This window comes from Kluyvera sp. STS39-E, assembly GCF_040932435.1.
Classification (GTDB): Bacteria; Pseudomonadota; Gammaproteobacteria; order Enterobacterales; family Enterobacteriaceae; genus Kluyvera.
In genome coordinates, this window is sequence record NZ_JBFQGA010000001.1 from 699004 (window position 1) to 716377 (window position 17374).

Below are 17374 nucleotides of genomic sequence, written 5' to 3' on the forward strand. Positions count from 1 at the left end.
CTTAAAAATCAATCTGCATAGACAGTTCGGCCTGACGCGGCGCACCCAACTGAGCGCTGGCGTTGCCTGCACCGGTATAGCCGGTTAACGCGCCCGGCACGACGTTAGTCCAGTAGCGGCGATTGGTCAGGTTGGTGACGTCAAGACGGAAGGTGACCGGCGTGCTGAATAGGCGGGTGGCATAGCTACCCCCGACATCCACGGTGGTGTAGCTACCGACCCAGCTGTCGTTGGCGTTATCCGTCGCGCGACGGCCAACGTAACGCACATTGGTATCCACATCGACGCCAGGCAGCTGTTCTATGCTGTAAACGGCCAGCATACTGGCGGTGAAGCGCGGCAGACCAACGACCTGCTTGCCGTCTGCCGTTTGGCTGGCGGTGTCATGCAGACGTGGGTCGAGCCAAGTTGCGCCACCAAACAGACGGAGATTACGCGTGACGTGACCGTCGGCCATCAGCTCCAAACCACGGTTTTTCTGCGTGCCGTCTTCGGCAAAAATACCGTCTTCATTGGTATAGGCGAATGGACGTTTAGCTTGGAACAGTGCGGCTGAGAGCATCAGATCGTTTATTGGAGCGTATTTTGCACCCACTTCAATCTGATGGCTGCGGTACGGTGACAGAACCTCACCGCTGTTGCTGGCAGCCGCCGGGGCAGTATCGCCCTGCTGCATGCTATCGGCCCAAGTGGTGTACAGGGTGATGTTTTCAATCGGTTTATACATCAGGCTGGCTGAACCGCTGGCGCCGCTGTCCTTTTTGTCACTGGTCTGTTTACCGGTTTTATTGTAGTTGCTGACCGTAAACAGGTTCTCGCTGCCGGAAAGCAGCAGGCTCCACTGTGGGCTGAAGTGCAGCGTATCGCTCAGCAAGAAGGCGTGCTGGGTCGTGGTGGCAGACTGATAGCGAGAATTAAAGTCAGGATAAGGCGGGCGCGGATAAACCGGGTTTTCATCGAGTGACGATTTGCCCAGCGTAAAGGTGCCGCCTGTGACCGGGTTGTAGTTCTTCCAGACAAAGCCGCGTACCCCGGCGCTGATATCGTGACTGAGCCAGCCGGTATCGACGCTGCCGGTGAGGTTTGCCATATAGCTGTTGATGGTAAAGCGGCTGGCGGCGGAGTCTGAAGTGGTGGTGGTGTAGTTACCCCGATTGTCGGTCAGCGTATTGGTGACCGTTGTCGATTCGCGATCGGCAATTTGGCGCAGTACGCCGACGTCGAGCAGCCAGTTGCCGTCAAAGTCATGCTTGATATGCAGGCTGGCGGTGCTGGTTTCGTCATCATTGCCAGCGTAGCTCTGGCCATATTTGGACTTGGTTGGGTCCATAGGCGAAGGGAAGTGCACGCCTTTCGCCAGGGCAAACGAACCTGGCATGCCTTTCTCGTAATAGTGGTAGTAACTGAAATTGCTCTCCAATACCGTCTTGTCGGTCAGTTGGAAGTCCAGTCCCAGGCTTGCCAACTGTCGGCGTTTGCGGCTGCCGCTGGTATAGCCGTGACCTTCATCATTGAGCAAATTCAGGCGGTATTTCACGCGGTCGCCGTCATCGATAGGGCCGCTAAAGTCCATCGACGTGAGCGTACCGTTGCCGGTGCTTGCCCCTACGGTGACGCGATGAAGCGGAGTATCGGTTGGGCGTTTTGACACCAGGTTAAACATCCCGGCCGGGTTAGCGGGGCCATAAAGTGAACCGGCCAGGCCGCTTAACACTTCCACGCTTTGGAACTGTTCGGCGGCGTATTCGGTGGTGGAGACGGCGTTTAAGCCATCAATCATATGGTTTTGCACCACGCTGCCCTGCATACCGCGGGTTTGTGGACGAACCCCATCACCTTGCACGGAAGGCATATAGCGGTAGACATCTTTTACGCTTTTTAGCTGCTGTTGGCTGATAAGCGGAGTCGACATGGTTTGAACTGACCACGGAACATCAATCAGTGCGCGCTTGCCAAGGTTGCCGAGGGTGGCCTGTTTTTCTGCGGCCGGTGTCTCTTGCGAGGTGCTGTCGGCGGCAGCGTTGGCGGAGACGACCATGGTATCTTCGGCGAAGCCTGTTTTGCTGATTGCGAGGCACGAAAAAGCCAGCAATCCCGTGGCGAGCGGGCGTTTTTTATAGTTAAACATTTTCAAATTCAATTTGTTAACGGAAAGACAGGTGGTAACGGGGTTACCATCAACGCATGAGGGGAACAGCTATTATTATTTGTGTGATGAATATGATGGGAGTATTCGTTATGTATGTCAATATACAACGAAGGGGTAGTTCAGGGTCGTTATGCGAAGGGGTGAAGGAGACAAACATAAAAAAAGCCGGATGTTTCCATCCGGCTTTTTGCGATACAGAACAGGGGATTACTCGCTAACTTTCTTCTCAAGCGAGGCAGCACCTTCTTTGGTTTTATCCCAGCCTTCCTGAGCGCCTTTTTTGGTAGCATCCCACCCTTTTTGGGAGGTCTCTTTGGTTTTATCCCAACCTTTCTCAGTCCCTTCTTTGGTGGCGTTCCACCCTTTCTCGGTCCCTTCTTTGGTTTTGTGCCAAGTTTTTTGCGCACCTTCGCTGACCTGGCTACCTACGCTGTCACTTTTACCTTCCGCGGCATGCTTAGACTTTAGCTTCAGCTCTTCACCTTGGTTTTGTGCCTGATGCAGTTTCTCTTTTGCCGTATTCGCGTTTTCTTGCGCGGCGGCAACTGTTTCGTCAGTGGCGTGTGTAGTCGCAGCGAAAACAGGAGAAGCCAGCAAAAGGGCAGACAGTGCAATAGTTGTTTTTTTCATAATAGATCCTCATCAGTGAGTGAACGTTAGAGAGGATGGCACAGACAAATTGCTGAGGCTCTAGGAATAAACTGTAATTGAATCATCGTGTTCCAAATGGGGCGTAAAATCTGCCCCAGCTGAATTACCGATCTAGCAGAATTAATGGTGCATTATCAAGCGTGTGGGCGACGCTGATTTCAGCCTGGTAGAGGTTCCTTAATGCGGGTTCGGTGAGCACCTCCTGCGGGGCTCCGTTGTCCACAATCTGACCGTTCTCTAGCAAAATAATGCGGTCGGCGTAGCGCGCGGCGAGATTCAGATCGTGCAGAACACAGCAGACGTTAAACTGACGCTCCTGCACCAGATGGCGCAGTAAACGGAACAGATGCTGCTGGTGGTGAATATCCAGCGCCGAGGTCGGCTCATCCAAAAACAGCCACTTCGGCGAGGGTTCAGGCTCCCAAAGCTGTACCAATAAGCGCGCCAGCTGCACGCGCTGCTGTTCTCCGCCGGAGAGGTGGCGGTAGTCGCGAGATGCCAGTTCGCTGCAGCCGCACAGCGCCATGATGTGTTCGGTTTCGTCACGTGGGTTGCGGGTGCGGTGCGGGTGTCGGCCCATGCGCACCACCTCCATCACGCTGAAAGGGAATGCCATATGGCAATTTTGGCGCATCACCGCGCGTGTTTTCGCCAGCTCCGCCGTTGGCCAGTCGCGTAATGGGCGCCCGAACAGCGAACAGCGACCGCTATCGGGCTGGAGATAGCCGGTTAATTGGCGCAGCAGAGTGGATTTTCCCGCCCCGTTTGGCCCGAGGATCGCCACGATTTCGCCGCCGGGCAGCGTCAGGGAAATATTGTTGGTCAGTCGACGACCGTTGATGCTGAAAGTCAGGTTCTGGGCGTCAATCATAGTGCTCTCCGGGCGCGCAGGATCAGCCATAAAAAGTACGGGCCGCCAATCAGGCTGGTTAACAGGCCCACCGGCATTTCCGCCGGTTGAACCAGCGTCCGTGCTAGGGTATCAGCGACCAGCAGCAGGCTCGCGCCAGCAAGCGTTGAACAGGGAAGCAGCCAGCGGTGATCGGCACCGATGGTCATACGGATCAGGTGAGGGATAACAAGGCCAATAAAGCCGATGACGCCGCTGACCGAAACCGCCGCGCCGACCAGCAGAGAACTGAGCAAAAGCAACTGCTGACGCTTACGTTTAACGTTCACGCCAAGATAGTGCGCCTCTTCGTCGCCAAGCTGCAGGAGATTTAACGTATTCGCCAGCCAGCCGCAGGCCAGCATGGCGGGGACGGCAAATGAGGCCGCAACCAGCAGCGTTGGCCACTGCGCTTGCCCCAGACTTCCCATCATCCACAGCGTCAACTGGCGCAACTGTTGCTCATCACCGACGTAGCTTAAGACCCCAATCGACGCGCCGCACAGGGCATTGATAGCAATGCCCGCGAGCAGTAGCTGCATCATGCCGCCGTGAGTGTGGCGTAGGCTTATCAGGAAAATCACCGCGCACACGACAAGACTACCGGCGACGGCAAAGATCATTTGCTCGTAGAGTAAGAACACCGCCGGCAGCGAGATGGGGAAGATTATCGCCACGCCGACCATTAATGCGGAACCGCTGCTGACGCCGAGTAGACCGGGGTCGGCCATTGGGTTACGAAATAGCCCCTGCATAATCACCCCCGCCGTTGCCAGCGCGCCGCCAACCAGCACCGCCAGCAACACACGCGGCAGGCGAATATTGAGCCAGATATCGCGGTACTGTTCATCTTGCAATGAGGCAAAGGTAATTTTGAGCGCGCCCTGACTGGCACCGACCAGCACCAGGGTGGCTAGCATCAACAGCAGGCCGATAAATACGCTGAAGGAAGAGAGGGAATCCTTAAACACGCAAGTCTCCATAAAACATCGTTGCGACGCCGTTCGCCGACGTCGCGTGGGGATCAGGCCGGTTTAAGCTCAGGCTCAACTAGGCTGTAAACCTGTTGATTGAGCGCGGTTGCGTTAGCCAATGCCTGAATATGCGCCGCGACGTCCGCGCGCTGCACGAAACCGTGTACTTCCTGCTGCTGAAGACGCAGGGCTTTACCCGTGGCCTCGCCGCTAAGTAACCCGCCGGGACGCAAAATGGCGTAGTCCAGCGAGCTGGTTTGTAGCCAACTTTCCGCCAGCGATTTCTCTCTTACCGCCTGACCAAAAGCCGCTTTTGCGCGGGCGGAAAGATACGGCCAGCTATCGCCGCAGCCCAGAGATGTCACGAGGATCATGCGCTTGATACCGGCTTTTTCCGCTTCATCAATCACCGTGCGGTGCGCCAGATAGTCATGCGCTCCGCCCATCGAGGAAATCACCGTCGCCGTAGCGCCTGCTTTCTGACAGGCCTGAGCGACGCACTCGGCGTTGCAGGCATCACCAATAATCACCTCAACGCCCATGGCTTCCAAGCGTGCCGCAGCTTCAGGATTACGCACCAGCGCCACAACTGGGCGCTTTTCTGCCAGCGCCAGTTCGACGGTCAACGCCCCCACGCCTTTTCCGCCAGCGCCAAAAATCAGCCACGGATTCATCAGGCATCCCCTTTCAATACGGCGGCTAGCGTGCGGAAGGCATCCACCTGCTCGGCCAGCAGTTGACGGTGGTCATCACGACCGAGGAAGATTTTAAACATCGCGTTACCCGCGGCGTTAAAGAACAAAATGGAGGCCGTGTCCATCGCCATAAACTTGCGTTCGACCAGCGCAATGTGGGTGCAGTTGTCGGCTTTAATGTGGCCGGTCATGCCTTTTTTCCCGCGCAGGTTAAAGTAGCCGTGGCGGTGGAAGCCAGACGGCAGCTCGCCGGTAAACTCCAAAATGACGTCGGCGGAATGCACAAGCGTCGTGACTTTGCCCCATTCACAGACGGTGTCCCAGACGGTATCAAATTTGTCGCCGGCGACCAGCGTGTGTGAAGGCAGGTGCTTCACGACGTCCAGCAGCGTGGTGTTATATTGCCCAGCAATGGCTTCCAAGGTGCCGTCCGGCTCGGTTTTTAAAAAGTCCTGCAAAGAGACGTTGCTCATCATTAACTCCTGTTATGGGTTTTCTACCGCAAGTTGCGGCGCGTTAAGTTCCTGAATCAATTCATCAAGAGACTGCAAAATATTACTGGCCCAGAAGCGGCCTTCGTTGGTCAGACGCAGGCAGGTGGAATCGTCTTGCGCGAGTCCGGCCTTATGCCACTGCGCGAGCAATGGCGCGAGTTTTGCTGCGTGCGATGTGAGCGCATCCAGCGGCACGCGGGCGGTTTCAACGCCAGCCTGCAACGTATGACGCCACTGGAAACCGCGCTCGGCGGTGCGCATCATCATCATCAGCGGTTTTTGCCCGCTGGCTATCGATTGGTGCCAGGCGTCGAGGTTACGCTCGACCATCCACGAATAGCCGTTGACCGAACCGCCGGCCCCCGATCCCAGCGCTAGGCAGTCAGCGCCCTGTTTAATCAGCAAATTATAGAGGTTGCGCTCGCGGGTGGTGCGCGCCCAATGGCTATTACTGATACAGCGCCATCCCGCGCGGTCCATAAAATCACAGCCTTGCAGGTAGAGATCGCGGCGTTCAGCCGGTTGCGGCACAGACGTGCGTCCATTTTCCACCGCTTTACCCAGCGGCGTATTCGGCAGCAGATTGAGGGCGTAGAGATCCACGCCGTCCAGCCCAATATCGCGGGCGATAGCCAGATCCTCGCCCCAAATTTTGGCATCCTGCCCCGGCAGGCCGAATAGCAGATCGCAAACCACGGCGGCACGATCGCGGCGGACCAAACCTTCCATAAAGGCGGTCGCGGTAGGGCCATCGGAGGTGCGAGCCATCTTTTTACGAATTTTGCTGTTAAACGACTGAATACCAATGGAGAAGCGGTTCGCCCCGGCATCCAGACAGGCATCGATACGCGCGTCGTCGAAGTTGAGTACCCGGCCTTCGATGGTAATTTCACAGTCTGGCGCAAGCGGCAGGCGCTCGCGCAGGGCGGTAATAATGCGCGCCAGATCGTGCGCGGAGAGCGCTGACGGCGTGCCGCCGCCGAAGTAGACCGCGTGAATCGGTGCCGATTGGTGCAGCACGCTGTCGGCTTCCATCTCGATCTCGCGCAGCAGGGCATCGGTGTAGCGAGTGCAGTGGTCTTCTGCATAACGGTTCTGGTAAAAGCCGCAAAAGGTGCAGTGCGTGGCGCAAAACGGGATGTGCAGGTACAGCAGGCGTTTACGCGGCGGTGTTGCCTGGCTGAGCACCTCCTGCCAGGTTTGCGCCAGCTTATCTTTGGCTATCGGGATGGCGCCACGCCAGGGCATGGTGGCCCGGCGGTCTTTGAAGGGCTGGCCGCCTTCAAGCGCAAAGTGAGGGGTTAAATCCAGTTCGTTTGTCGTATTGTGCATCACGGGTATATCAATATCCTTTAGTTTGGCCAGAACTGGCGGTGCAGCGTTTCAACGGCATCGGCAACGCGTGGTCCCATGCCCAAAATCAGGGCCTGATCGAGGGTGACGATGCGCTGGTTTTTCCACGCGGCGGTACGGGTTATTCCGGCGACCGTGCTCAGGCGGTTGATATCGCCTTCGACCATTTGCGACGTGACGATGATGACTTCGGGGTTGGCGGCAATCAGCGCTTCAGCGCTGTAGCTGCGATACTGCGGGTGCTGCGCGACATTCTGCGCGCCAGCGAGCGTCATAATGGCGTCGGCCACGCTGCCTTTTCCCGCCACCTGCGGCGCACTGCCGCCCGCGCTTAAGATAAACAGCGCTTTTACCGGTGCGGGTTTACTGGCGCTGCTGCGCGCCACGGTTTCCAGACGTTGACGAAGATTGCTCACCAACGTGTCGCCCTGTTCCTCTGCATCGAGATTTTTGGCAAGCGTATGAATATTGGCGTACATCTGTTCAACGGTCGCCGGGATGCGTGGCAGGGTGATGACATTCACCTTTTGCGCTCGTAGCTGGTCGAAGACCAGTTGTGGTCCCGCATCCTGCCAGGTGATGAAGCTGTCCGGACGCAGCGATAAAATGCCCTCACTGCTCAGCTGCTTCCAGTAGCCGATATGCGGCAGCGCCGCGGTTTCCGGCGGGTACGAGGTGGTTTCATCCACCCCAACCACGCGATGGCCCGCGCCCATGGCATAAATCAGCTCGCTTAGAGATCCACCGGCGACAACGATCCTCTCCGCTGCCTGCGCGCTAAATACGCAGGCTAACGTCAGGAGTCCTAGGACAAGTTTTTTCATCATCAGAAGTTCCAAGCAAAGCCAACGGCTGCGTTAATACCCGCCGCAGGAATGGATTCATGCGCCGTGCGATAGCGTTTGTCGGTCAGGTTGTTGAGGGCCAGATTGATTTGGTACTGGTCGTTGGCGCCAAATTCAGTGTTAACCGCTAGGTTCAGCGTCGCCCAGCCCGGCGTGCGGGTTTCGGTGGTGCCGGTATCGTCTTTCGCGTTGGAGGCGGCGCGGATATAGACGTCAGAAGTGACGTTGGCGGCGTTGAGCATCAGCGTATGTTTTAGCCCAACCCGTCCATTGATTGATGGCTCGCCGGTATTGGTGGTTTTCAGTGTTTGTCCCTCGTACTGGCGGCGGATCAGATTGCCGCTAATGTACGGTGATACCGCCCAGCCGTTGTATTCGGCGCTGAGCTCCATGCCCCAGGTTTTGGCGCGGTCGATGTTATCGTAGTAGTAATAGCTGCCACGAGAAGTCGCGCTGTTGCCGTTGCACAGCGCCTGTCCTGAGCAGGAGAGGCTGGCGATGTAATCTTTCGCTTCTGAGTAGTAGACCGCGCCGTCAACCATCCAAAGATTGCCGTTGTAACGAGCACCCAGCTCGTAGTTATTCGAGCGCTCCGCTTTCAGGTCCGGGTTGCCGTAGGTGACGCCGCCGCCCGCAGAAGTTTGCATAAACAACTGGGTGAGGGTTGGGAAGACGTAGCCTTGGGCAAACGCCGCGCGCAGTTCAATGTTGTCGAAGCCGGAGTAGCGCAGGCTGGTGGTGGTGACCAGTTCGCTGTCGCTTGTTGATGAGGTTGGTATGGACGTATCACTGATGACGCCAGCTGTCGCGGACTGACCATCGCCGCGAGTCAGTTTAGAGGAGAGCCAGTACTGACGCGCGCCCAGCGTCCATGTCCAGTTATCCGCAAAGCGCCAGTCGTTTTGCGCGAACAGCGAGGTATTGCTCTGCTCGGACTCATAGTAGGAGCGGGTTTGCGTGGCGGTATTGATGAACCCGGTGACGGATTGGCTCGTCGTATTACCGTTCGAGGTCTGGGAGACGCGGTCGCGCTTATACTGCGCGCCCAGCACCAGTTCATTGCTTGCCGGCAGGGAGAAATTGCTCTGCAGCGTGATGCCCTGAGTGTACTGCTTATCGTGGGTTTGAGTCTGGTTGTGAACGGTCAGCGCCTGAATCATCGGGCTTGGAATGGGCTGCGTTGTTTTCACCTCGTTCTCAAACTGGCGCTCAATGGTCTGCTGATAGGCGTCAATATGGATTTTCTTCAGATAGTCTCCATTAACGTCCACGTCGTAGAACAGGCCGACTTTTTCACGTTCCAGTTTAGGAATTTTGACGCTAAAGGCATCATATTCGCCGTCTGGATCTTCAAAATAGGTTTGCGTCGCCAGACGGTATCTGTCGAGCGACAGGCCAAAATGATGTTTGTCGAGATTGTAGCCGAGCCACACGCCTTGGCTGTTATTACGATTATGGGTATTCGGCAGACGACCGTCCGGGGTATCGCGATCGCCTTGATCCGAGTAGCTGCCGTTGATCCGGTAATCCAATTGACCGATGCTGCCCCATGCAGCGGCAGACTCCTCCCAACCCATGGTGGCGGAGTTGTAGACCGCTTTCACTCTCCCGGCTACAGGCTTATCACCGCCTTTTTTGGTGATAAAGTTCACTACGCCACCAATGGCTTGCGAACCGTACAGCACGGAGTAGGGGCCTTTGACCACTTCAATGCGCTCAAGAGACGATTCATCAATCAGCAAACCGCCGCCGTAATTCTGCCCGGCGCGCTGGTAAGTCATCTCTTGGCCATCAATCAGGATCAGCACGCGGGAAGAGGCTTCGCCACGAATACGGATCTGTTTACGGCCGGCTAGGGCATTATCGGTCACTTCAACGCCGGGAATATCCTGCAAATCATCAGCAAGGGCGCTATTAGTCGAGTTTTTTAGCGTCTGTTGATCGATAACCTGAATGGTCGCTGGGCTCTCCCAAAGGCTGCTTTCCGAACGGTTCGCCGTAACGACCAGCGTCTCTTCCGGGTGGGTGTTCTTTTGCGTGTTGTTATCGGTGGCAGCTGAAACGGCACCGGCAATAAACAATGGCAGGGCGGAGAGTACGAACGACCCTCGGGTAATGGTGTGCAACATCGTTAACCCTATGAATAGTCATTGAATGATAATAAGAATGAATATCAATAAGATTTACATATTGGCTTGTGATGAGTCCAGTGATGAAGGTATAAACAAAATGCATCTTTGATTTGTGTCAATTTATTACAGGTGATAGGCAGCGAAATGTGAGGTTGATCACTTCAATTTCTATACGAATTAAGTGGTTAATCGCGAGAATTTACAATAAGGGAGGTAGGGATATTGCAAAGGGAGAGGCGTTTCCCGGATTGTGGATTTCCGGGAAAAGGGTATAGCGCTTGGTCATTACTCGTCAGCCAGCCACATCTCGGCTTCTTCAAACATTTCCTGAACGGCGCGGCTGATTTGCTCTTTTTCGTGTTTGCTGGCGTCGGTGTTAATGGCGGGCAGCGTCATCATTGGCTTAACGCGTACTTCGGCATCGGGAAAGATTCGATGAACCCGCTTACTTAATTCATTAAGGATTATCTCCTTTGCACCGGCAAGACCTTCAAAGTTGCGCTTGTCATAGACGAGTTCGACGAACATGATTTTTATAGTCCTTATACAGATTGGCAAAACTGTATTTATACTGTGTTTTTATCCAGTGTCAAGGGCTTGCAGGGGGATCATATGTTCTCGGGGAATATTGCAGGCATAAAAAAGCCCACAGGGCTTGCGCCGTGCGGGCTTTCAGGGCTTTGCATTTATTTAGCGCAATAAACTCTTGCTTCACGAGGGGTATAAATACCCAAAGTGACAAAGCCCAGTAATCCGTTCACGAAAGTTTGCTGAACTTCGGTGCGAACCACTTTGTCAGCGCTCCCGCAAACCTTAGCAGCATCAATTTGTTTTGACTGACCAATACCGCTAACGAAGAAGTGATGAGTTGTCACCTGCTGTGGCTGGGTTGCAACGCCATTGTTTACGGAGAATGACTGTTGAGCGCAGCCGGAAACTGCGGCTGCAATCAGAGCTACCATCAATAACTTTTTCATAAATGACCTTATTTTTAGAATGATTCATAGGAATAATGACCTAGATTTAAAATCCTTGCAAATCAGACCAGTAGCTGCCCTAAGTGAAATGTGAGGATGCTATAAGCTGGAGGAGGGCGTGGGGTTTGAATTCCTTTTAGGATTACCACATTCACGCCGCTGATATTTGATTGTCCTTTTTTATCTGCCTGTGCGCATACGATGTGTATTGTATGGGGGAGCACCGAGATTTTCGTTGGACCTAAAGTGCTTGGATTTGATTCGCTTTCTTCGGACTTGGTGGGGCAAAGTGAGGGTACAAAAAAGCCCGCAGGGCTTGCGCCGTGCGGGCTTTCAGGACTTCGTCTCAGGCTCTGGTGACCATCAGCAAAGGATTTTGGTGGAGCTGGGGGGATTTGAACCCCCGTCCGAAATTACTACATCCTCGGTACTACATGCTTAGTCAGTCTTTACATTCGCCTGGCACCTGCGGACAGACACGCCACTACCAAACTAGCCTGATTAGTTTTAACACTTCAGCCCCAGGCAGGACATCCATGCGATCTCTTTTGGGTTTGACCTCTCTTTGATCCCCGTCTTAAGAGCGGAAGCTAGGGAGAGAGGGCTCTTAGCAGGTTATTAAGCTGCTAAAGCGTAGTTTTCGTCGTTTGCGACTATTTTTTGCGGCTTTTTACGAGGCAAACCGCCCCTCGGCATGCACCTTGGGTTTCGCAAATCCCGTCGAATCCAGAATCAGCCCCAATAGTGTTGCCACGAGTATAACAGAGTTGCCAAGGTCGTTGCCAGTGAAAAACGTGTCTCAACAAGCCGTTGGCGATAGGTTTGTCGCAGTAAAAAGTGCTGGGAGGTCGTTTTTTGAGCGGGGAATGCGGTGGGGCCAGATATCCTCGAGGCTAGGCCTAAGGATATCTGGTGATGAAAGGTTATGCGCCCGGTTTAGCGTCCGGCATGTTTCATGATGCGGGCTTTATCTACCTGCCATTCACGATCTTTAACGTCGGTACGTTTATCGTGCAGTTTTTTACCTTTAGCGACGCCGATTTTGACTTTACACCACGCGTTCTTCCAGTAAAGGGAGAGGGCGACTACGGTATAACCGTCTCGGTTGATGCGGCCATACAAGTTGTCGAGCTCACGCTGGTTGAGCAGAAGTTTACGCGTACGCGTTGGGTCGCAAACGTAGTGAGTTGAGGCAACGGCCATTGGCGTGAAGTTAGCGCCGAACAGGAAGGCTTCGCCATCTTTTAAGATAACGTAGCTGTCGCCGATGTTGGCTTTGCCTGCGCGAAGGGATTTCACTTCCCAGCCCTGGAGGGCGAGACCCGCTTCAAATTCCTCTTCGATAAAGTATTCGTGGCGGGCGCGTTTATTCAGCGCAATGGTGGCCGATCCAGGTTTGTGTACTTTTTTCTTTGTCATAATATCCTGAAGTTATCATTTATCTGATAAACATAGCCTCAAGCTCCCGCGAGGCGCAATGCAATATCTTAGCACGATATAAACAGTGTCCGTTTTTTTTAGCAGTAGATAAATGATACTATTTGCATCGTATTCGAACATGGAAATAGCTATGCCTCAGATTAGCCGTACTGCGCTTGTGCCCTACAGCGCAGAGCAAATGTATCAACTGGTGAATGATGTGAATGCCTACCCGGATTTTATTCCTGGTTGTACAGGCAGCCGTGTTCTGGAGTCGGGGCCGACGCAGATGACGGCGGCGGTAGACGTTTCTAAGGCAGGCATCAGTAAGACCTTTACCACGCGTAATGTGTTAACCAGCAACCAGAGCATCTTAATGCATTTGGTCGATGGGCCGTTCAGGAAGCTGATTGGCGGCTGGAAGTTTACTCCACTGAGCAACGATGCCTGTAAAATTGAGTTTCAGCTCGATTTTGAATTTACCAATAAGCTCATTGAACTGGCGTTCGGTCGTATCTTCAAAGAGCTGGCGCTGAATATGGTGCAGGCGTTCACCACGCGCGCCAGAGAGGTATACAGTGCCGGGTAAGATAGCCGTTGAAGTCGCGTATGCGCTGCCGCAAAAGCAGTACCTACAGCGCGTGACTCTTGATGAAGGAGCGACGGTTGAGCAGGCTATTCAGGCTAGCGGTCTGCTAGCGCTGCGTGATGATATCGATCTCAGTAAGAATAAGGTGGGGATTTATAGTCGCCCGGCTAAGTTGCAGGACGTGGTTAACGACGGTGACCGGGTGGAAATTTACCGTCCGCTGATTGCCGATCCGAAAGAGCTGCGCCGACAGCGAGCGGAGAAGGCCGAGCACAATAAGGGCTAACTATTTTTGTGCCGCAGGATAATAAAAAAAGCGCTCAGTGAGCGCTTTTTTTTTGCTGCCGATTTACTTCGTCAGGGCCGGTTTGTTGTCGATGTTAGTCAACACGCCGCTGCTGTTGAAGGTCAGCGTCAGCGTCTGCTGAGTGACTTTTTCATGTCCTGGCTGCTGACGGAAAACGTAGAACCAGGTATTGGTGCCGAACGGGTCGGTCATCATCGGTGTACCTAAGGTGTAGGCAACCTGTTGTTGCGTCATGCCAGTATGGATTTTGGCAATATCGTTAGGTACCAGATAGTTCCCCTGACTAATATCAGGACGGTAAACCACTCGCTCCAGAGTGGAACAGCCTGCAGTCATCATCAGAAGAACCGCTGCGGCAGCAGTCAGCGTTTTACAGCGCATAGTGATTTGATTCCTTTTCGGGCCCGAGCAGTACGCGGCTCATATGTATATGCCGATGATAATAGACCTGAGGTGCGTTGGGAACCTTTGCGATCGGGTCTTACGGCGTTTTTATTGTGAACTCTGACTCTCGGAAATCAAAAAAGTTTATGCAGCCAGCAACTCTTTCGCATTTGCGAGCGTGTTGCGAGTCACCTCGCTGCCGCCAAGAAGGCGTGCCAGCTCTTGCAGACGGGCGCGTTTATCCAGTGGCTGCATGTGCGTTTCGGTCATTGCACCGTCGGTTTCTTTGCTGACGTAGAAGTGGTGGTGACCACAGCCAGCGACCTGTGGCAGGTGAGTGACGCACATAACTTGGGTGGACTCGCCAAGCTGGCGCAGCAGCTTACCGACGACGGCAGCCGTTGGGCCACTGATCCCGACGTCAACTTCATCAAAAATAAGCGCTGGTGTTTCCATTTTCCGCGCCGTAATGACTTGAATGGCCAATGCAATACGCGACAGCTCACCACCGGAGGCGACTTTAGCAATAGCCTGCAGCGGCTGCCCTGGGTTAGTGGTGACGCGGAATTCAATACGGTTTGCGCCCTCTGCCGTTAGGTGCTGTTCTTCGAAACTGACGTCGATATCAAACACGCCGTGCGGCATCGAAAGCATATGCATGCTGTCGGTAATCAATTGAGCCAGCTCACTGGCGCTGGCCTGGCGCTGCGCATGCAGCTTGTGTGCGGTTTCCAGCGCTAGCTGGCGATGCAGTGTTACCGACAGTTTCAGCGTTTCCAGAGAGTCGCTTTGGTCATCAAGCAACTGCTGCTCGTCGAGCAATGATTGGTAATATTCCGGCAGCGCTTCTGGCGAAATTTGGTGCTTACGCGCCAAAGAAATTTGTTTTGATAGACGCTGCTCCAATTCGAACAGACGATTTGGGTCGAGATCTAGGCGGTCGCAGTAATGGCGAAGTTCGTCGCTGGCCTCGCTCAATTGAATGGCTGCTTCCTCGAGCATGTCGAGAACGCCAGAAAGTTTACCGTCCATACTGGCCAGTTCGCCGGCTAGCTGGCGAGCGGTATACAGCTGGCTCTGAAGGTTAACGTCTTCGCCATCGGCTAGGATCGCGAGTGCATGTTGGCTGGTGGTGATGAGCTGCCCGCTATTCGCGAGACGCTTGTACTCCTCATCAATTTGCTCGTACTCACCCGGCTGCGGATTGAACTCAATCAGCTCTTTTAACTGGTATTTCAACAGTTCGGCGCGGGCGATGCGCTCTTGGCTTTGCTGCTGATGGGTTGCCAGCTCGCGACAGCTTTGGTTCCATAGGCGATAGTGTTCGGCCATTTGACGCGCGAGGTCGGATTCACCGGCGTAGGCGTCGAGCAGATTTTTTTGGTGTTCAGGCTTAACCAACTGCTGATGAGCGTGCTGGCCGTGGATCTGAATGAGTAACTGGCCCAGCTCACGCAACTGTGAAAGCGGCACAGCAGTACCGTTGATAAAACCACGGGAGCGTCCATCGCTGCTGATGACACGACGCAGTAAGCACTCTCGGCCATCTTCAAGCTGATTTTCCTCAAGCCAACGTAATGCGGCGGGGGTATCTTTCAACGCGAAGCGGGCGCAAAGATCGGCGCGGCTGGCACCTGTACGCACCATGTCGGCTTCGGCGCGGCCACCAAGGCACAGACCGAGGGCATCAATTGCAATGGATTTCCCCGCACCGGTTTCACCGGTAATGGCCGTCATGCCACTGTTGAAGTCGATCTCAAGCTCACGAACGATTGCAAAATTGCTGATGGTCAGTTGTGCCAACATAGCCGCTTTCCTGTATGAAAAACCATAACTGTATTTTCATACAGTATAGACTGGTTTTTTATACAGTAAAGAGGTCTGTATTAAATTAGAATAATTTTTTTGACCATCCAAGCTTGGTACTTAATGTATTGAAATAGCTGTAGTCTTTAGGGTGAATTAAATTGAGATGATAGTCGCTGCGGCGAATCAGGACATCTTCCCCCTCTTGAATAGGCAGCGCTATCTGGCTGTCGCAGCTGATCTCCAGATCGTTTCGGCGGTGCGAGAAGCGCAGGCGGATAGTACTGTTGCTGTTAATCACCAGCGGACGCGCGGAGAGCGTGTGCGGGAACATTGGTACCAGCGTAATGGCGTCGAGCGATGGCGTCAGAATAGGACCGCCCGCGGAGAGGGAGTAGGCCGTGGAACCGGTAGGCGTTGAGATAATCAGCCCATCTGAGCGCTGGGAAAACGCGAAGGTCTCATCGATATAGACCTCAAACTCAATCATATGTGCCACTTTGCCCGGATGCAGTACCACTTCGTTGATAGCAGTGCTGATGCGTTTTTGGCAATCTTGCTGACAGACTTGGGCTTCTAGCAGGAAACGTTTTTCGGCAATGTAGTTGCCGTCTAGCACGTCGGCAAGCTGTTGGTGCGCGTTGTCCGGGTCGAGGTCGGTGAGGAAACCGAGGTTGCCACGGTTAATACCGATGACGCTGACATCGTAGCGCGCTAAGGTGCGCGCCGCACCAAGCATATTACCGTCACCGCCCACGACGACCGCTAGGTCAGCTTTTTGACCTATTTCTGCCAAAGTGCCGGTTTTCACGTTATCGAGCTTTAATTCTTGGGCTATCTGGCGCTCAACAATGACATCGTAGCCTTTGGTGCACAGCCAGCGATAGAGCATTTCATGTGTCGTCAGAGCCGTCGGGTGACGAGGGTGTCCTACAATACCGATACACTTGAAATGATTGTTCATTTTCTGAATGTCCTTGTGCCAAAGATTGATGACAATGTGAGAGCTTCCCTTGAAACCCGGAATCTGATCCCCATAATAATCCAGGTTAGCGAGATGATTGTGAAAAAACGCGGAGAAATTCATGAGTAGTAAAGAACAGAAAACGCCTGAGGGGCAATCCCCGGAAGAAATTATCATGGAACAGCACGAAGAAGTTGAGGCGGTTGCATCAGACGCTTCTGCTGAACAGGTGGATCCGCGCGATGAAAAAATTGCGAACCTTGAGTCGCAGTTAGCGGAAGCCGAAACTCGCGAGCGCGAAAGCGTCCTGCGCGTGAAGGCAGAAATGGAGAACCTGCGTCGTCGTACTGAAATCGACGTCGAGAAGGCACACAAATTCGCGCTGGAAAAATTCGTCAACGAACTGCTGCCGGTGCTGGATAGCCTAGACCGCGCGCTGGAGGTGGCCAACAAAGATAGCGAAGCGATGGCGGGGATGGTTGAAGGTATTGAACTGACCCGTAAGTCGATGCTGGACGTGGTGGCCAAATTTGGCGTTCAGGTTGTTGCGGACATCAATGTGCCGATGGACCCGAATGTTCACCAAGCCATTGCGATGGTTGAGTCCGAAGACGTCGCGGCTGGCAACGTGCTGATGGTGATGCAGAAAGGCTATACGCTGAACGGTCGTACCATTCGCGCAGCGATGGTCTCCGTGGCAAAAGCGAAGGCTTAAGCTTCGTTTTACCCTCTCCCCGAACGGGGAG

The 17374-nt window shown here is 54.1% G+C and carries 18 protein-coding genes and 1 other RNA gene; 3 read left to right on the plus strand and 16 right to left on the minus strand.

Annotated features, from left to right (window positions below; translation table 11 throughout):
• Position 1: 1 nt before the first annotated feature.
• From AB4K05_RS03365 to smpB, 13 genes are all read right to left on the minus strand, one after another.
• Positions 2–2128 carry a TonB-dependent receptor gene (locus tag AB4K05_RS03365; protein ID WP_368478591.1) on the minus strand — a complete coding sequence of 709 codons (2127 nt, stop codon included), beginning with the start codon at positions 2126–2128 and terminating at the stop codon, positions 2–4.
• Between the two features lie 228 nt (positions 2129–2356).
• On the minus strand, positions 2357–2779 hold the full coding sequence (locus AB4K05_RS03370; RefSeq protein WP_368478592.1) for a hypothetical protein: 423 nt from the start codon (positions 2777–2779) through the stop codon (positions 2357–2359).
• A gap of 124 nt (positions 2780–2903) precedes the next feature.
• Positions 2904–3671 (minus strand): heme ABC transporter ATP-binding protein, encoded by a 768-nt coding sequence (locus tag AB4K05_RS03375; protein ID WP_368478593.1) that lies wholly within the window; start codon positions 3669–3671, stop codon positions 2904–2906.
• Entirely contained in the window at positions 3668–4660 is a 993-nt protein-coding gene (locus AB4K05_RS03380; protein WP_368478594.1) for a FecCD family ABC transporter permease, read from the minus strand. The genes AB4K05_RS03375 and AB4K05_RS03380 overlap by 4 nt, the downstream gene beginning before the upstream one ends.
• 53 nt (positions 4661–4713) lie before the next feature.
• On the minus strand, positions 4714–5337 hold the full coding sequence (locus AB4K05_RS03385) for an SDR family oxidoreductase (RefSeq protein WP_368478595.1): 624 nt from the start codon (positions 5335–5337) through the stop codon (positions 4714–4716).
• On the minus strand, positions 5337–5831 hold the full coding sequence (gene hutX, locus AB4K05_RS03390) for a heme utilization cystosolic carrier protein HutX (RefSeq protein WP_368478644.1): 495 nt from the start codon (positions 5829–5831) through the stop codon (positions 5337–5339). The genes AB4K05_RS03385 and hutX overlap by 1 nt, the downstream gene beginning before the upstream one ends.
• A gap of 12 nt (positions 5832–5843) precedes the next feature.
• Positions 5844–7184: a heme anaerobic degradation radical SAM methyltransferase ChuW/HutW gene (gene hutW / locus AB4K05_RS03395; protein ID WP_368478645.1), complete on the minus strand. Its 1341-nt coding sequence runs from the start codon at positions 7182–7184 to the stop codon at positions 5844–5846.
• A gap of 20 nt (positions 7185–7204) precedes the next feature.
• The gene (locus tag AB4K05_RS03400) at positions 7205–8029 is read right to left on the minus strand and encodes a hemin ABC transporter substrate-binding protein (RefSeq protein WP_368478646.1); all 825 of its coding nucleotides are present in this window, start codon (positions 8027–8029) and stop codon (positions 7205–7207) included.
• Positions 8030–8031: 2 nt separating this feature from the next.
• A complete protein-coding gene (locus AB4K05_RS03405) occupies positions 8032–10179 on the minus strand; it encodes a TonB-dependent receptor plug domain-containing protein (protein WP_368478596.1) in 2148 nt (715 codons plus the stop codon).
• A gap of 288 nt (positions 10180–10467) precedes the next feature.
• Positions 10468–10710, minus strand: a complete 243-nt coding sequence (locus AB4K05_RS03410) for a DinI family protein (RefSeq protein WP_368478597.1) — start codon at positions 10708–10710, stop codon at positions 10468–10470.
• A gap of 158 nt (positions 10711–10868) precedes the next feature.
• Positions 10869–11159: a Bor family protein gene (locus AB4K05_RS03415; RefSeq protein ID WP_368478598.1), complete on the minus strand. Its 291-nt coding sequence runs from the start codon at positions 11157–11159 to the stop codon at positions 10869–10871.
• Between the two features lie 377 nt (positions 11160–11536).
• Positions 11537–11899, minus strand: a transfer-messenger RNA (tmRNA) gene (gene ssrA / locus AB4K05_RS03420).
• Between the two features lie 196 nt (positions 11900–12095).
• Complete coding sequence (gene smpB / locus AB4K05_RS03425; protein ID WP_368478599.1) at positions 12096–12578, minus strand: SsrA-binding protein SmpB; 483 nt, start codon at positions 12576–12578, stop codon at positions 12096–12098.
• 151 nt (positions 12579–12729) lie between these two features.
• Between smpB and AB4K05_RS03430 the strand changes: the two genes are divergently transcribed.
• Entirely contained in the window at positions 12730–13167 is a 438-nt protein-coding gene (locus tag AB4K05_RS03430) for a type II toxin-antitoxin system RatA family toxin (protein WP_368478600.1), read from the plus strand.
• Positions 13157–13453 (plus strand): RnfH family protein, encoded by a 297-nt coding sequence (locus AB4K05_RS03435; protein WP_368478601.1) that lies wholly within the window; start codon positions 13157–13159, stop codon positions 13451–13453. The genes AB4K05_RS03430 and AB4K05_RS03435 overlap by 11 nt, the downstream gene beginning before the upstream one ends.
• A gap of 63 nt (positions 13454–13516) precedes the next feature.
• Here the strand turns inward: AB4K05_RS03435 and bamE are convergent, their stop codons facing one another.
• The 3 genes from bamE to nadK all read right to left on the minus strand — a co-directional run bounded on the left by bamE (position 13517) and on the right by nadK (position 16628).
• Positions 13517–13855, minus strand: a complete 339-nt coding sequence (gene bamE / locus AB4K05_RS03440) for an outer membrane protein assembly factor BamE (protein WP_052284523.1) — start codon at positions 13853–13855, stop codon at positions 13517–13519.
• A gap of 147 nt (positions 13856–14002) precedes the next feature.
• Entirely contained in the window at positions 14003–15664 is a 1662-nt protein-coding gene (gene recN, locus AB4K05_RS03445; protein ID WP_368478602.1) for a DNA repair protein RecN, read from the minus strand.
• Positions 15665–15749: 85 nt separating this feature from the next.
• Positions 15750–16628, minus strand: coding sequence for an NAD(+) kinase (nadK, locus tag AB4K05_RS03450; RefSeq protein ID WP_368478603.1), 879 nt, complete (start codon positions 16626–16628; stop codon positions 15750–15752).
• A gap of 121 nt (positions 16629–16749) precedes the next feature.
• On the opposite strand from nadK, the gene grpE reads away from it, so the two are divergent.
• On the plus strand, positions 16750–17343 hold the full coding sequence (grpE, locus tag AB4K05_RS03455) for a nucleotide exchange factor GrpE (RefSeq protein ID WP_368478604.1): 594 nt from the start codon (positions 16750–16752) through the stop codon (positions 17341–17343).
• The last annotated feature ends 31 nt before the right edge of the window (positions 17344–17374 follow it).

Excerpts from the sequence above, each read along its gene's own strand:
- AB4K05_RS03365 (WP_368478591.1), bottom strand. The coding sequence starts at position 2,128 with ATGTTTAACTATAAAAAACGCCCGCTCGCCACGGGATTGCTGGCTTTT.
- AB4K05_RS03370 (WP_368478592.1), bottom strand. The coding sequence starts at position 2,779 with ATGAAAAAAACAACTATTGCACTGTCTGCCCTTTTGCTGGCTTCTCCT.
- AB4K05_RS03375 (WP_368478593.1), bottom strand. The coding sequence starts at position 3,671 with ATGATTGACGCCCAGAACCTGACTTTCAGCATCAACGGTCGTCGACTG.
- AB4K05_RS03385 (WP_368478595.1), bottom strand. The coding sequence starts at position 5,337 with ATGAATCCGTGGCTGATTTTTGGCGCTGGCGGAAAAGGCGTGGGGGCG.
- hutX (WP_368478644.1), bottom strand. The coding sequence starts at position 5,831 with ATGAGCAACGTCTCTTTGCAGGACTTTTTAAAAACCGAGCCGGACGGC.
- hutW (WP_368478645.1), bottom strand. The coding sequence starts at position 7,184 with ATGCACAATACGACAAACGAACTGGATTTAACCCCTCACTTTGCGCTT.
- AB4K05_RS03400 (WP_368478646.1), bottom strand. The coding sequence starts at position 8,029 with ATGAAAAAACTTGTCCTAGGACTCCTGACGTTAGCCTGCGTATTTAGC.
- AB4K05_RS03405 (WP_368478596.1), bottom strand. The coding sequence starts at position 10,179 with ATGTTGCACACCATTACCCGAGGGTCGTTCGTACTCTCCGCCCTGCCA.
- AB4K05_RS03410 (WP_368478597.1), bottom strand. The coding sequence starts at position 10,710 with ATGTTCGTCGAACTCGTCTATGACAAGCGCAACTTTGAAGGTCTTGCC.
- AB4K05_RS03415 (WP_368478598.1), bottom strand. The coding sequence starts at position 11,159 with ATGAAAAAGTTATTGATGGTAGCTCTGATTGCAGCCGCAGTTTCCGGC.
- smpB (WP_368478599.1), bottom strand. The coding sequence starts at position 12,578 with ATGACAAAGAAAAAAGTACACAAACCTGGATCGGCCACCATTGCGCTG.
- AB4K05_RS03430 (WP_368478600.1), top strand. The coding sequence starts at position 12,730 with ATGCCTCAGATTAGCCGTACTGCGCTTGTGCCCTACAGCGCAGAGCAA.
- bamE (WP_052284523.1), bottom strand. The coding sequence starts at position 13,855 with ATGCGCTGTAAAACGCTGACTGCTGCCGCAGCGGTTCTTCTGATGATG.
- recN (WP_368478602.1), bottom strand. The coding sequence starts at position 15,664 with ATGTTGGCACAACTGACCATCAGCAATTTTGCAATCGTTCGTGAGCTT.
- nadK (WP_368478603.1), bottom strand. The coding sequence starts at position 16,628 with ATGAACAATCATTTCAAGTGTATCGGTATTGTAGGACACCCTCGTCAC.
- grpE (WP_368478604.1), top strand. The coding sequence starts at position 16,750 with ATGAGTAGTAAAGAACAGAAAACGCCTGAGGGGCAATCCCCGGAAGAA.